General features: G+C 34.8%; 15 protein-coding genes. 12 read left to right on the top strand and 3 right to left on the bottom strand.

What is annotated here, in order from left to right; all coding sequences use genetic code 11:
• Positions 1-7: 7 nt before the first annotated feature.
• Complete coding sequence (locus ACLTBU_RS15120) at positions 8-973, top strand: alpha/beta hydrolase (RefSeq protein ID WP_177669272.1); 966 nt, start codon at positions 8-10, stop codon at positions 971-973.
• Between the two features lie 74 nt (positions 974-1,047).
• Here ACLTBU_RS15120 and ACLTBU_RS15115 read toward each other — a convergent pair whose 3' ends face one another.
• Positions 1,048-1,983 carry an SPFH domain-containing protein gene (locus ACLTBU_RS15115; protein ID WP_320650982.1) on the bottom strand — a complete coding sequence of 312 codons (936 nt, stop codon included), beginning with the start codon at positions 1,981-1,983 and terminating at the stop codon, positions 1,048-1,050.
• Positions 1,973-3,025, bottom strand: coding sequence for an FtsH protease activity modulator HflK (gene hflK / locus ACLTBU_RS15110; RefSeq protein WP_412219766.1), 1,053 nt, complete (start codon positions 3,023-3,025; stop codon positions 1,973-1,975). Before hflK ends, ACLTBU_RS15115 begins: the two co-directional genes overlap by 11 nt.
• A gap of 189 nt (positions 3,026-3,214) precedes the next feature.
• On the opposite strand from hflK, the gene ACLTBU_RS15105 reads away from it, so the two are divergent.
• Entirely contained in the window at positions 3,215-3,865 is a 651-nt protein-coding gene (locus ACLTBU_RS15105) for a biosynthetic peptidoglycan transglycosylase (protein WP_177669278.1), read from the top strand.
• On the opposite strand, the gene ACLTBU_RS15100 is transcribed toward ACLTBU_RS15105, so the two are convergent.
• Positions 3,862-4,347, bottom strand: coding sequence for an FUSC family protein (locus tag ACLTBU_RS15100; RefSeq protein WP_177669279.1), 486 nt, complete (start codon positions 4,345-4,347; stop codon positions 3,862-3,864). The two genes, ACLTBU_RS15105 and ACLTBU_RS15100, sit on opposite strands and share 4 nt — an antisense overlap.
• 132 nt (positions 4,348-4,479) lie before the next feature.
• On the opposite strand from ACLTBU_RS15100, the gene ACLTBU_RS15095 reads away from it, so the two are divergent.
• From ACLTBU_RS15095 to ACLTBU_RS15050, 10 genes are all read left to right on the top strand, one after another.
• Positions 4,480-4,800, top strand: coding sequence for a hypothetical protein (locus ACLTBU_RS15095; protein ID WP_177669281.1), 321 nt, complete (start codon positions 4,480-4,482; stop codon positions 4,798-4,800).
• Positions 4,801-4,858: 58 nt separating this feature from the next.
• The gene (locus ACLTBU_RS15090) at positions 4,859-5,068 is read left to right on the top strand and encodes a hypothetical protein (RefSeq protein ID WP_177669283.1); all 210 of its coding nucleotides are present in this window, start codon (positions 4,859-4,861) and stop codon (positions 5,066-5,068) included.
• Positions 5,069-5,190: 122 nt separating this feature from the next.
• A complete protein-coding gene (locus ACLTBU_RS15085) occupies positions 5,191-8,463 on the top strand; it encodes a 5'-nucleotidase C-terminal domain-containing protein (RefSeq protein ID WP_412219763.1) in 3,273 nt (1,090 codons plus the stop codon).
• Between the two features lie 165 nt (positions 8,464-8,628).
• Positions 8,629-9,165, top strand: a complete 537-nt coding sequence (rbr, locus tag ACLTBU_RS15080) for a rubrerythrin (RefSeq protein ID WP_249331284.1) — start codon at positions 8,629-8,631, stop codon at positions 9,163-9,165.
• 149 nt (positions 9,166-9,314) lie between these two features.
• Positions 9,315-9,989, top strand: a complete 675-nt coding sequence (locus ACLTBU_RS15075) for a response regulator transcription factor (RefSeq protein ID WP_177669289.1) — start codon at positions 9,315-9,317, stop codon at positions 9,987-9,989.
• Positions 9,979-11,445, top strand: coding sequence for a sensor histidine kinase (locus tag ACLTBU_RS15070; RefSeq protein ID WP_412219761.1), 1,467 nt, complete (start codon positions 9,979-9,981; stop codon positions 11,443-11,445). The genes ACLTBU_RS15075 and ACLTBU_RS15070 overlap by 11 nt, the downstream gene beginning before the upstream one ends.
• A 99-nt stretch (positions 11,446-11,544) precedes the next feature.
• Complete coding sequence (locus tag ACLTBU_RS15065; RefSeq protein WP_412219758.1) at positions 11,545-12,237, top strand: polyphosphate polymerase domain-containing protein; 693 nt, start codon at positions 11,545-11,547, stop codon at positions 12,235-12,237.
• Positions 12,238-12,265: 28 nt separating this feature from the next.
• On the top strand, positions 12,266-12,937 hold the full coding sequence (locus tag ACLTBU_RS15060; RefSeq protein ID WP_249331288.1) for a DUF4956 domain-containing protein: 672 nt from the start codon (positions 12,266-12,268) through the stop codon (positions 12,935-12,937).
• Positions 12,934-14,664, top strand: coding sequence for a CotH kinase family protein (locus tag ACLTBU_RS15055; protein ID WP_412219755.1), 1,731 nt, complete (start codon positions 12,934-12,936; stop codon positions 14,662-14,664). The genes ACLTBU_RS15060 and ACLTBU_RS15055 overlap by 4 nt, the downstream gene beginning before the upstream one ends.
• Before the next feature lie 100 nt (positions 14,665-14,764).
• Positions 14,765-15,058, top strand: coding sequence for a hypothetical protein (locus ACLTBU_RS15050; RefSeq protein WP_177669299.1), 294 nt, complete (start codon positions 14,765-14,767; stop codon positions 15,056-15,058).
• Positions 15,059-15,194 lie beyond the last annotated feature (136 nt).

The raw sequence follows: 15,194 nt of genomic DNA, 5'->3' as shown, positions 1-15,194 counted from the left end.
CATCAGGATGACACAAGCACGTAGGCACCCTGTAAAGAAATGGATTTTATGGATCATAATGATGAGTATTATAGCAGGTAGTGGTGTTTTAGTTTATGGCGCTAATTATTTTTACAATTTGGCACTTAATCCTACTATTTCTAAAGAAGCTATTTTTGGCAGTGCGTCTGGTAAACATACAGACTTAGATAAAGAGGTAGCAAGTCGGTGGTTTGAAGAGGATGCTGGGTATGAGGATGTCTATATGACTTCTTATGATGGACTAAAATTGCATGCTTATGAAATAGAAAATGAAAAGCCTTCAGATACATGGGTTATAGAGGTACATGGCTATATGGGAGAAGGCAAAGATATGGCAAGATGTAGTAGAGTGTACTATGAAGATGGTTACAATTTACTGATTCCTGACCTACGTGGGCAGGGAAAAAGCGAGGGAGAATATGTAGGGATGGGATGGCATGACAGACTCGATATGCTTGGGTGGATTGACTATCTTATCCAAAAGAACCCAAAAGTTCAAATTGTACTCTATGGCGTTTCAATGGGCGGTGCTACTGTTATGATGACTGCTGGAGAGTCTTTGCCCTCTAACGTAAAAGCCATTATAGAAGATTGTGGTTATACCACGGCATGGGATGAGTTCTCCTATAATTTGGAGACACTTTTTGAACTGCCTACTTACCCTCTTATGCCTGTAGCTAATTTAGTTACTAAAGCAAGAGCAGGCTATTTTCTATCTGAAGCATCTGCCATTAAGCAGGTAGCCAAGTCTAAAACACCTATTTTATTTATTCATGGAGAAGAAGATACCTTCGTACCTTTCTTTATGCTAGATGAAGTTTATGGTGCCGCTAACTGTCCTAAAGAAAAGCTAGTGGTACATGGAGCAGCTCACGCTGCTTCGGCAGAGATGGAGCCAGAGCTTTATACCCAAACCATTAAGAATTTCCTTGCCAAATATCTTAATGACTAGAAAAAACTAAATAAAGATAAAACCAAATAAGAAGCGTTGCTTAGTTAATCCCTAAGCACGCTTCTTATTTGGTTTTATTGATACCCATCTAAGTATTTAAGAAATGCATTATCCTCATCAATAAAGATTGTTTTACCTTCTAAGCCTTTATAAGCATTCATACGTTGGATAAAACGGTAGAATTCCAGATCTTTTGTTAGAGAACTTTGATAAATTTCTAAAGCTTCACGTTCTGCTTCAGCACGAATAATGGCGCTTTCTTCTGTAGCTTTAGCAATAATTTCTTTTTCACGTCTATTAGTTTCAGAAGTCGATTTAGTGTAGTAAGCATCTCCTTCAGCACGTAGACGTTCGCTTTCTTTTTGAATTTCTTTACTCATTTTATCCTCAATACTTGCAATATTGGATTGAGGGAAGTTTTTACGATAGATACCAATGTCAGCTACTTCAATACCATATTGAACAACTAAAGTTTTATTAAGTTCCTGACGACGTTCTTCCATCATATCAGACATAATGGTATCATCAAAGAATTGGTCAAAAGTAAGTTTGTTGGCAGATTGGATAACAACAGGATAAACGTTATCATCCATAAGCTGATTGAGTTTGGATAAAGACCCAACTTTCATTTTATAAATAGCAGGGTTTTCAATACGATATTGAGCGTACATTTGGATGTCTAATTTTCGCTTGTCGCTTGTATTGATGGTTTCAGGTGTTGAAGTATAAGTTAAATATTTTGCACTATATTTTTCTACCTGGTCTATAAAAGGTGCCTTAAAGAGAAGACCTCTTTCACTAACAAGGCTTACATTTTGAAGAGATTCGTATTGTTTTAAACCTTCTGATACAATATCATATTTACCTTCACGAATAACAGCTGATTTAATAGCACCAAAGCGCTGAATAGTAGCAACTTCATCAGGTTCTACAATATAAATACTATTAGCAACTAAAAAGAGTGCTACAATGCCTACAAAGGTACAAGTAATTTTAAATTTAATTTTCATCTGTTTTTCCTCCTTCTAAAGTTGCCTTTTTGGAAGATGTATTAGGGACATTATAAAACTTCAGGAAATTACTATTGTTGGTTTGGTCAATAATGAGTTCATTGTTATTGAAAACTTCTTGCATAGCTTCAAGATAGTATTTTTCTTTAACTACATTAGGATTTTTTAGGTATTCACTATAGAGCGCTTCAAATTCTGCAATGTCTGCTTTAGCAGCAGCAATGACTTCAGCACTATAACCTTTAGCATCTTCATAAAGTTTAGTCGCTTCAGCTTCAGCCTTAGGAATAACTGTGTTAGCATATTTTTGAGCTTCTTCTTCTTTTCCCTGTTTGTATTGGTTGGCTTCTTCTACTTTTTGTCTTGTTTCTTCTACAGCAGGAAGAAGAGAAACGTTTTGAGTGGTCACTTGAACAATTTTAATACCGGTGTTGTATTTATCTAGTTTCTTTTGAAATTTTGGTAAGATAGCCTCATCAATAAGTTCTTTATTTTGCAAAGCTTCATCAATAGTAAAGCTTGGAAGTGTATTTCTTACAACGTCTTCAAGGGCAAGGCGCATGGTATCTTCTACGTCATCTACTTCATAGAGTAGATCGATAGGATCTGCTACTTGGTATCTTACAATAAGGTTAAGCAGGATAATAGAGGCATTATTGCTTTTAGCTTCAATAATCACTTGTTCTTCAGCATCTTCATCTGAATAAGTAGGATCTGTTAGTGTATTACCTGCTGTTGCAGTACGGAAACCATACTCCATTTTATAAATAGTCTGTACATCTACCTTTTGCACACGGTCAATGAAAGGCAGTTTAAAGTGGATACCAGCTTGTTCATTAACACCTTGGATAGCACCAAAACGTGTAATAACTCCTACGGTACCTGTTTCTAAGCGGTAAATAGAGCCAACTGCTAAAATAATCAGGAGCAAAATAGCTACAACAATTGTAGTAGCATATTTAAAATTTTTGCTGAAGTTTTGCATTTTCTGCTTAAAGTTTACGTCTATAACAACATTATCATTTGGATTGTTAAAATCCATATTTTATCAACCTCCTTTAAGAACATAATTGAATTATAATATAAAAGTATAAAATATTCATTAATTTTTGTCATAGAGTAAAAGGAAATCATCTTACGAGAATGTAAGAATATTGTTAGATAAAACCATAAGACTTTTAAGAAAGAATTGTTATAATAGAACTATATTAAAAAGCGAGGGGGAAATAAAATGAGGAAAATAATAGGACGTACACTTCAAGCAGTAGTAGCTATAGGTATTTTATGCTGCTTTCTTATTATGGCTGTAGGATATACAGGTTTTAAGGAGAAATTAGAAGTAGTACCTTTAGAAGAAAAAGTAGCTTCTCTCCAAGCTGATGAAGACTATGTGCCACTTAAACAAATTGATGAGGATTTCTTAAAGGCTATTGTAGCAGTAGAAGATAGAAGATTTTTTGAACATGGGGCATTAGACCTTATTTCGCTAGTAAGGGCAGTTGTAACCAATTTAGAATCTGGTCAGATTGTAGAAGGGGGAAGTACCATTACGCAGCAGTTGGCTAAAAATATGTATTTTTCAGGTGAGAAAAAAATAATGCGTAAAGTAGAAGAGATGTTTATGGCGTATCACATAGAACAAAATTATGTAAAACAGGATATACTAGAGTTATATGTTAATATGATTTACTTTGGAGATGGTTACTATGGTATTAAAGAAGCTAGTGAAGGCTATTTTAATAAAGCACCTGGGGATTTAGATTTCAATGAAGCCACACTTCTTGCAGGATTACCACAGTCACCAAGCCGTTATGCTTTAAGTACCAATTATGAACTTGCAAAAAAGAGACAAACACAAGTGATTGCCTCTTTAAGTAATTAACGGCCTGTAAGCCATTTATGAGTATATTCAAATAAGTAAGTAATAAAGAGTGCAACAAGGCACCCAAGTACCACACTCACCATACGCTCAAAAGCGCTAATGAGTGAGTGGTCATTAAGCTGTTGAACAAGAACAATAATGAGAGCAGCTAGTGCAGAACGCGTTGCAGTACCTAACTGAATCCTATAGCAGATTAAAATAGTAGTGACTACCCCTATACTCATCATTAGGAGATTAGGAGGATGAATGATAAAAAGAAGAAGGCCTACTAGAGAGCCAGTAATATTTGCTTTCATACGGTCAATGGGAAGTTTCTTACAATCTAAGTCATCCGGTGAGATGACAAGAAGCACGGAAACAATACTCCAATAAAAGCGATATTCTGGAAATAGCCAATAGAAGAAATAGCATAAAACTAAGCCTAGTAAACATTTCAGCACATAAATTATAAATTCAATGGTAAGCCAAGAAGGTTTTGACATATGTATTCGCCTCTTTTAATAAGATTTAGTTTATTTTAGTTTAAATTTAAATTAATGTAAATATGTTTTATAAAAGGTGTAAGATAGAGAGGTATTAAAAAGTTTATGTATAAAGGATGAAGGATTTACAGTATGAAAACAACATTATTTACGACGAATTTAGAAGCAAGAACGATTCAAAGAGGAGAGGATAGGGATTACTTTATTGAGACCTTATCCTACCCAGTAAATTTAGAATTGACTCACCCTCTTATGTCACGTCTTCAATTTCCTAAATCAAGAGCAGTCTTAGTACGTACATCGCCTTATAGACAAGATGTAACGATTCATATTATGAGGGATGTAGACCTATATTCAAGCTTTGCTAATTTTGAAATAGATTTAAAGGGGCATATTTTAAATATACAGAAGGAAGAAGGTTATATCCGACTGTTTCTAGAAGAGCGTGCATAAAAAGTAGAAAGAGTGTACATAATAATGTTATCTTAAATCTACTTGAAGGATGATGGCTATGACACTTATGAAGAACCTAAAGGAAACTGCCCAAAAGGAAATGAAAGATGCAGTAGATATTACAAAACTTACTGCTGAAAATATTAAACAAGAAGTTAAGCAAGAATTTAATAAACAAAAAATCCAAAGTAAAATGGAACATATGCAAACAGCTTATCATGAAATAAAAGAAGATGTAAAAGAAGAAATCAAAGATTTCTTTCATTAGTTAAAAGACCTAATAGACTATTGTAAAAGTACAATAGTCTATTTTTTATATCAGGTTATTTTTAAACAACTCCTATAATATACATAAAATATAGGTTTTCCAAATGATTTAGGGGGGATAACGTGAACCGTATTGCCAGGAAGTCTATCAGTGTTTTTGTATCATTACTCATGATAATGTCTTTTGCTATGCCAACATGGGCAAGAGATAGAGCAGCAAAGGAAATGACGCTCACTATACTTGGCACAAGTGACATGCATGGAAATTTGACAAGTTGGTCTTATGAAGCCAATAAGGACTATGCTAATAGTGGATTTGCTAGAACCGCTACATTGGTGAAAGAGACTAAGGCACAAAACCCTAATACACTCGTAATTGACAATGGAGACACCATTCAAGGAACAATCTTAACAGATGACTTATATAATTCAGATTTAACAAAACCTAATCCAGTTATGGACATTATGAATGTGATTGGTTATGACAGCATGACCCTTGGCAACCATGAATTTAATTTTGGAACAGAAATGATTAAGAAGATTGAAAAAGAAGCCGATTTTCCGATTTTAAGTGCCAATACTTATGTAAAAGAGACAGGGCAAAATTTTGTTACACCTTATATCGTAAAAGAAGTAGGGGATGTTAAAGTAGGTATTTTAGGGCTAACTGTGCCTTCTATTCCTAGATGGGATGCAAATAAAGAAGGTGTAAAAGATTTAGAGTTTAAGCATATGGCCGATGAAGCTGAAAAGTATGTGAAGATTCTTAAAGAAAAAGAACAAGTAGATGTCATCGTTGCTACAGCTCATGCTGGCCTTGAAAGCAGACATGAAGCAGATGGTAGCGATTCAGCAAAACTTGTAGCTGAAAGATGCCCAGAAATCGATGCATTCCTGATTGGGCATGACCATGAAACAGTTCAAGAAGAGATTAATGGTGTAACTATTGCTGCACCTATGAAAGATAGAGAAGTCGTACGCTTTGATATTCAGCTTATTAATAAAGATGGTAAATGGGAAGTAAAACATACATCTTCTACTATTTTACCACTTAAAGATTATGAACCAGACCCAGTTACAACAAAAGCCACAGAAAAATATCATAATGAAACAATGGAATTCTTAAAAGACTCTATTGGCGAGGCTACAGAAGATTTCCATCCAGCTCCAGAAGTAAAAGGCATTCCAGAAGCACAAGTAAGAGATACAGCACTTATTGATCTTATTAATAAAGTACAGTTAGAAGCAACAGGTGCGGATGTAGCTGCAGCAGCACTTTTTAGATCTACTTCTAATTTACCAAAAGGTGAGTTAAACTTTGCTAATGTATTTGATATTTATCAATATGCCAATACTTTAGTAGGGGTAGAAGTAACAGGTAAAGAATTAAAAGCTTATATGGAATGGTCAGCTGCTTATTACAATACTTATAAACCAGGTGATTTGACCATTAGCTTTAATCCAACTATTCGTGGCTATGCTTATGATATGTTTGAAGGCGTAGACTATGAGATTGATATTAGTAAGCCAGTAGGTAGTCGTATTACAAATGTTATGTATAAAGGCGAGCCTCTTGCAGACGATACAGTGCTTAAACTTGCTATTAATGATTACCGTTATAGTGGGATTGGCCCAGATGGTGAAAAGATTCTATCAGGGACACCTTATATGGAATCTGCACCAAAAGCACTTAGAACGTATATTAAAGAGTACATTGAAAAAGAAGGTACAATGACTCCAGTTACAAACAACAACTGGAAGATTATCGGAACCAATTGGGATGAAGAGCTTCACACCATAGCAGTAAAAGCTGTCAATGATGGTGTACTGACTATTCCAAAATCATCAGATGGTCGTACAGAGAATGTAAGAGCCATTACAGAAGCAGATTTGATTCATGCAGGGCTTCATCCAACTTATAAAGACTATATGGCAGTCATCCACACTAATGATACGCATACACGTATTGAAGCAGGAGACGGAATGGGATTTGCACGTGTTGCAACTAAAGTGAATAATATGCGTGAAAGTTATGGCGAAGATCATGTACTTGTACTTGATGCAGGGGATACACTTCATGGACTTCCGATTGTAACCACAACAAAAGGTGAAGCTATGACAAAGATTTTAAACACTATTGGGTATGATGCTATGGCATCAGGTAACCATGATTATAACTATGGCTATGAACGCCTTGTGGAACTTGATAAAATTATGGGTGGAAAAGTTTTATCTGCTAACGTTATGAAAGATGATGGCACACCACTTCTTACACCTTATATCATTAAAGAAGTAGCAGGTAAAAAGGTTGCTATTTTTGGACTTTCTACAGAAAGCACAACGTATCAAACACATCCTAAAAATGTAGCAGGACTTACCTTTAAATCACCTAGTGAAGTAGCGGGAGAAATGGTGAAAGAACTTGAAGATAAGGCAGATATAATTATTGCCCTTACACATTTAGGTTCCTATGAAGATGAAGCAGTAGAAACAAGTTTTGATGTAGCTGAAAAGGTAAAGGGAATCGACCTTATTGTAGATGGACATAGTCACACTGTTTTACCAGAAGGTAAGAAAATAGGGGATACCCTTATTGTTCAAGCTGGAGAGTATATAGAGCAACTTGGCCAGGTTAATTTCTATTTCAAAGAAGATGGTACCTTTGATATAGTACCAGTGCTTCTTACAAAACAAGAGGGAATGAGTCTTAGTGAAGATGATGCTGTAAAAGCAGTCATTGAAGAAATTAAGAAAGATTTTGAAGTGATTACTTCAGAAGTAGTAGGCCAAACAGATATGAAACTTGTAGGTGAAAGAGAAGTTGTGCGTAAAGGTGAAAGTAATTTAGGTAACCTTATAACCAATGCACTTCTTGAAACTACAGGAGCAGATGTAGCCCTTACAAATGGCGGAGGGATTCGTGCTTCTATAGAAAATGGCGATATTACAAAGAAAGATGTTATTACTGTTTTACCATTTGGTAACTATGGTGTTATGATTGAAGTAACAGGTCAGGACATTAAAGATGCCCTTGAAGTAGGCGTAGCTAAATACCCAGAAGCAAACGGCGCCTTTAGCCATGTAGCTGGCATGAGATATACCTTTGATCCTTCAAAGGAAGTAGGTAGCAGAGTGGTAGAAGTTTTAGTAGGTGGCAAGCCGCTTGACCTTAAAGCAACTTATAAGCTCGCAACCAATGACTTTATTGCAGCGGGTGGTGATAACTACACCATGTTTGCAGAATGTAAGAGCTTAGGAGAATTCTCTGCTCTTGATGAAATTGTTATTGAGTATTTGCAAACAAAGGGAACAGAAGGTACTGAGCTTCAAAATAGAATTAATGTTGTAGAACCAGAAGCCGAAACACAGCCAGTAGAGCTTGGTCAGGCAGCATAGGCTTATTCGTTTCATTTAATTTTATACAAACTAGGGAAGGTGCAGCGTGCGGACTGAATAGTCGTAGGCTGCGCTTTTCATTTCTTATATTTTTATGACATGAGCAAAAGACGCAGAAGCATATAGTATAAAGAGTGTAAAATCACAGTAGAGGAGTGAAATAAAATGGATTTAAAAGGAACGAAAACAGAAAGTAATTTACTTGCAGCTTTTATAGGAGAATCACAAGCGACAAATAAATATACATATTATGCGTCTAAAGCTAAAAAAGAAGGTTATACTCAAATTGCAGCTATTTTCGAAGAAACAGCGAGCAATGAAAGGCAGCATGCAAAAATCTGGTTCAAACTGCTTCATGAAGGTATTGGGGAGACGAAAGAGAACTTACAAGATGCAGCAGCTGGAGAAAATTATGAATGGACAGACATGTATAAGAACTTTGCTCAAGAAGCAAGAGAAGAAGGCTTTAACCACATTGCCTTTTTATTTGAAGAAATTGCTAAAATTGAAAAAGAGCATGAGGAGCGTTATAGAAAACTTTATCAAAATCTAGATACCAATCAAGTATTTCATAAAGAAGAAAAGGTGCAATGGATTTGTAGAAATTGCGGACATATTCATGAAGGACCAGAAGCACCAAAAGTATGTCCAGTCTGTGTACATCCACAAGCTTATTTTGAAGTCAGAGCAATCAATTACTAAGGGGATTGCTTAAAACAAGTGTTGTTTTAAAAAAGGGGTACTGCATAATGAAAATATTATGCAGTACCCTTTTAAATTTTCACCTAGTTATCACATAAATTATTTTGGATACTGTATAATAAAAGAAAGTAAAAATGAAGGAGTGTACTATGTATAAACTGTGCATTGTAGATGATGAAGAGAAAATCAGAGCACTGATTAAAAAATATGCCCTCTTTGAAGGCTATGAAGTAAAGGAAGCTGAAAATGGCATGCAGGCTATAGAAATGTGCCAGAGGGAGAACTTTGACTTAGTTGTTATGGATATTATGATGCCGGAACTAGATGGTTTTTCAGCTTGCAAAAAAATTAGGGAGTTTTCAGAGGTACCTGTTATTATGCTTTCTGCTAGAGGTGAGGAGTATGATAAAATTCACGGCTTTGAAATAGGTGTAGATGACTATATGGTTAAGCCTTTTTCACCTAAAGAGCTTATGATGCGTGTACAAGCTGTTCTTAAAAGAAGTAAGTCAGGTCAAGAAATAGCTCAGAAAGATATTATGCAGAGTGAAGGACTTAAAATTGATTTCACAGGTCGTCTAGTCTATATAGATGAGGAAAAAATAGATATGTCACCTAAAGAATATGAGTTACTCTTTTATATGGCTAAAAATAAAGGTGTTGCTCTAAGAAGAGAGCAGCTTTTAAACCAAGTATGGGGATATGATTTTTATGGAGATGATAGAACACTAGATACCCATATTAAGCTATTAAGACGGAGCCTTAGACACTATAGCAAATTTATAGTTACACTAAGAGGGGTGGGATATAGGTTTGAAAGCTGATAGGTTCAGTATTAAATGGAAGCTCTATGCCTATCTCATAGGATTTGTGGGGATTATGCTTGTAATCTTATGGATTTTCCAAGTTGTATCCTTAGAAAGTTTTTATAAAGGAATTAAAACAAGTAGTATTAAAAAAGCTGCCTATACTATTGTAAAAAACATCGACCATGAAGAATTAGACCAACTACTAGAAAGACTTGCAAGTCAAAATGATATGGAAGTTAAAATTGTAGATGCCACAGGGCAGGTACTTTATGAGGCAGCTGGAGCACCTGGAGAACGTATACAAATAATTCCTAGAAGTGAATTATATGCCTACTATCATAAGACATTAGAAGGAGGAGGAGAAGCTTTATCCTTTATTAATGAGGAGGATATAAGGCCTTTCATGCATGAAGATAGAGCATTCATTGGCAAAATGCCACCATACGGGAAAAAGGTAATGGAGAGTCTTATTTATACACAGATGGTAACGGTGAATAATGGAGTGCAGGTTATGCTTTTCCTAACGACGAGATTGACACCGGTTCAGGCCACTGTGGATACTTTAAGAGTACAACTTATATATATTACTCTTATTTTACTTGTGGTAGCTATTTTGATTGCTTTCTTTATTTCTAAAAAAATATCAAAACCTATTATGAAAATAACCCATACAGCAGGAGAATTAGGTAAAGGTAATTATAATATTGTATTTGAAGGGTCAGGTTATAGAGAAATTAGAGAACTTAATGATACTTTAAATTATGCAGCAAGGGAGCTTTCCAAGGTGGAAACATTAAGAAGAGAACTTGTTGCTAATGTATCTCATGACTTAAGAACCCCTTTGACCATGATTATAGGCTATGGCGAAATGATTCGTGACTTACCAGGAGAAGATACAACTGATAATGTACAAGTCATTATTGATGAAGCTTCAAGGCTTAGTATGCTTGTAACAGACTTGTTAGAGCTTTCAAAACTTCAAGATGGAGAAATGGTCTTAAGCTTTAAGCGTTTTAATCTCACTCAAAGTATTAAAGAGATTTTAGAAAGGTATACAAAGCTTATAGAGCAACAAGGATATGAACTAAATTTTTTATATGAAGAGGACGTTTATATTGAGGCAGATGAACTTAAAATTTCACAAGTGCTCTATAATCTGATAAATAATGCCATTAATTATACAGGGTTAGATAAGAAGGTTACTATAAGACAGCTTGCCACCCAAGATCAAGTTAAAGTCGAAATTATAGATACGGGAGAAGGGATTGATAAGGAGCAGCTACCTTATGTATGGGAAAGATACTATAAGATTGATAAAACTCATAAAAGAGCACAGATTGGTACAGGTTTAGGACTTTCTATTGTAAAAAATATATTAGAGCAGCATCATGCTTTGTATGGTGTACTAAGTGAAAAGGGAAAAGGAAGTAACTTCTGGTTTGAATTGAATAGAAGAAGTAAGGAGAGATGATACATCTCTCCTTTTTTAGTTAGTTTTCAGAAGATGTTCAGATAGTTATCACATTAGGAGAGTAATCTAGTACTAGCTTAAGAAAAAGGTGGTGAGAACATGAAGGAGGAACAGCTTAAATTTAGACATGAGCTGAAACATACAATTAATATAGGCGATTACATTGCACTTAAAATGAGGCTTAAATCTATTGCAAAGTCAGACAAAAATGTGGATGTATCAGGGCAGTATCGTATAAGGAGCCTTTATTTTGATAATCTTCATGACAAAGCTTTAAGAGAGAAAATTGATGGTGTCAATAATAGAGAAAAATTCCGCATTCGTTATTACAATGATAATTTTGATTTTATACGTCTAGAAAAAAAGAGTAAATTAAATGGGCTGTGTCATAAGAAATCCACACCTATTACAAAGATGCAGTGTGAGGCTATACTTGCAGGTGGTATAGAGTGGATGAAGTATGAAGAAGACCCTCTCCTTATGGAACTGTATATAAAAATGTATAATGAGCAACTAAGACCTAAGACTTTAGTAGATTACATAAGAGAGCCTTTTGTTTATGAACCAGGTAATGTACGCATTACCATAGATCGAAATATTCGGACAGGCCTTTATCTAACAGACTTATTTGACTTAGAGGCACCTATGATTCAGGTAAATGAGCCAGGCACTATGATTCTTGAAGTGAAATATGATGCCTTTTTACCAGCAATTATGGCTGATCTTGTGCAGACACCAAATAGAAGAGGTTCAGCTTTTTCAAAATATGCAGTCTGCAGGATGTATGGCTAGACAAGATAAAAAGAAAAGAGGATAAGGTATGACATTTAATGATATTTTCAAATCTAGTTTTATTGAAAAGGTGACAGCTTTCTCACCTTTAGATATGTGTATTGCATTAGGACTTGCCTTCGTATTAGGCTTATTTATTTTTCTAGTGTATAAGAAGACTTTTAACGGTGTTATGTATTCAGCTAGTTTCGGTCTTTCCTTAATGGCTATGACACTTATTACTACACTGATTATTTTAGCTGTAACATCTAACGTCGTGTTATCTCTTGGTATGGTAGGGGCATTATCTATTGTACGATTTAGAACAGCTATTAAAGAACCACTTGATATAGCCTTTTTATTTTGGGCTATTACTGTAGGAATTGTCATTGGAGCAGGACTTATTCCACTTGCTTTTTTTGGTTCTTTGTTTATCGGTATTATTATGGTTATCTTTGTCAATAAGAAAACTTCAGATAATCCTTATATTCTGGTGATTAATTGTTGCAATGATGAAGCTGAAAATTTAGTAATGGGTACAGTAGAAAAGAATGTAAAAAAACATATGATTAAATCTAAGACTATTACAGCAAGCAATATTGAACTAAGTATTGAAATACGCTTAAAAGATAAAACTACACAGTTTGTTAATCAAATTTCAGATTTAAAAGGTGTTACTAGTGCAGTACTTGTAAGTTATAACGGAGACTATATGGGATGATTACCAGCAAACATATTCATGTGTGGACTTTAATCGCTGTTGGGATTGTAACATGTTTTATGTGTATCTTCTTATTTAAGCCTGAGGTATTAGGGATTGTTCCAGTGCCCCATGTATCTGAGTATGCTGAAAAACTTTTTGATAAAAATGCAGTAAGTACTATTGATATACAAATGGATCCTGAGGAGTGGCAGAATATGTTAGATAATGCACTTCAGGAGGAGTATGTAAAGTGTGATGTAGTGATTAATGGTGAGACGATTTACAATGTAGGTATACGGCCTAAAGGGAATACGAGCCTAACGCAGGTCGCTAATGACCCTAATACTGACAGAGTAAGCTTCAAATTTGAATTTGACCACTATGTAAAAGGACAGACTTATTATGGTCTTGATAAGCTAGTAGTGAACAATATGTATGCAGATGCTACTTATATGAAAGAATATTTATCTTATGATTTAATGGACTACATGGGTATTAAGACGCCTTTATATGCTTTTACCAGTATTACAGTTAATGGAGAGCCGTGGGGTCTTTATTTGGCATTAGAAGCGCTTGAAGAATCTTTTGCTATACGTAACTATGGAGCAGACTATGGTAAGCTGTATAAACCTGAAACAATGAATATGGGTGGTGGAGGAAAGATGCCTAATGAAGGCGACAGACCTGAAATGCCACAAGGAGATAAAGGTGGACAAATACCAATGCAAAATGGAGCAGAAGGCGAGGGCGGAAAAATACCAATGCCAAGTGAAGCAGAAGGTGAAAGTGGACAAATGCCAATACCAGGTAATGAAGGAAGTCAGATGCCTACGCCAAGTGGTGTAGGAGGTGAAGAGAGCCAGATATCTATGCCAAGCGAAGAAGATAGGCAGATGGTCGGGAATAAACCACCTGAAATGCCATCGAGAGAGTTCCCACGTGAAGACTTTAAAGATAAAGGGCAAGGTATGCCTATGGATAGAGATAGTGGTGGAAGTAACTTAGTATATACAGATGATAATTTAGAAAGTTATAAAACAGTATTTGAAAGTGCGGTGTTTAAAACATCAGACGAAGACAAAGGGCGCGTTGTAACAGCTCTAAAAAAATTAAGTTTAGGTGAAGAGCTAGAGACTTATATAAATGTTCCAGAAGTGCTTAAATATTTTGCAGCTAATACAATACTCGTTAACTTAGATAGTTACTTAAGTAATATGCAACATAATTACTATCTCTATGAAGAAAAGGGACAACTTTCTATGTTACCATGGGACTATAACTTATCTTTTGGTACTTTTCAAGGTGGAAGTAGTACAGCTGTAATTAACTTCCCTATTGATACACCTGTTTCAGGAGTTTCTTTAGAAGAGCGTCCTATCATAGGAAAGCTTCTTGAAGTATCTGAGTATAAGGATGCTTATCATAATGATTTAGAAAGTGCAATAGCCTCATATTTTGAAAGTGGTCTTTATGAAAAACGTATTGATCAGTTAGATGCTTTAATTGGTGATTATGTAAGAGAGGATGCTACAGCTTTTTATAGTTATGATGAGTATAAGGCATCTTTAACAGTCTTAAAAGCATTTGGTAGATTACGTGCACAAAGTATTAGAGGACAGTTAGAAGGTACTATTCCAAGTACCACAGAAACTCAAAAAAATGAACAAGAAAAACTCATTCAAGCAGACTCTATTAATCTTAGTCTATTAGGAAGTCAAAATAATCGTGAAAATTTTAAAAGATAGGCTTGCATAACACAGATAAAAAATATATAATAATAATCATAATACAGTATACTGTATATTGTATACACGAGAAAAAGTGATTAATAGAGGTAGGTATTTGATGATGAATGAAGTGCAACAAATAAAAACAAGATTCGATTTTGCAAAGTTTCTTACAGACAGTAGACAGGTAGTGCAGTATAATGGAGAAACCTTTTCAAAAGAAGTAAAGGGTAATTTAATTAAAATTAAAGCTGACAATCAATTAGTTTATGAAGTTCATAAAGAAAAGAAAATTCTTATCGTATTAAAAGCACTTTATATGACTTTCCATAGAGATGCTTATTGGGATGTTGCTAAAATAGCAAATTTAGATGAAGTCTTAGCAGATACAAATACTTTAATTCGTATATAAAAAGAGGAAGAGGCAGTAGGGTAAAATACTGCCTCTTCCTCTTTTTTACACAGTTATTTATATATGAAAATTAGAGTATATATTATAGAAATTTAAATTTTGGATTTAGTAGATTATAGAAAAAAATATATAATTA

The sequence above is a fragment of the Zhenhengia sp. genome (assembly GCF_046966505.1).
Taxonomy (GTDB): domain Bacteria; phylum Bacillota; class Clostridia; order Lachnospirales; family Cellulosilyticaceae; genus Zhenhengia; species Zhenhengia yiwuensis.
The sequence above is the reverse complement of the archived record's forward strand: the minus strand, read 5'-3'. Positions and strand labels throughout refer to the sequence as shown.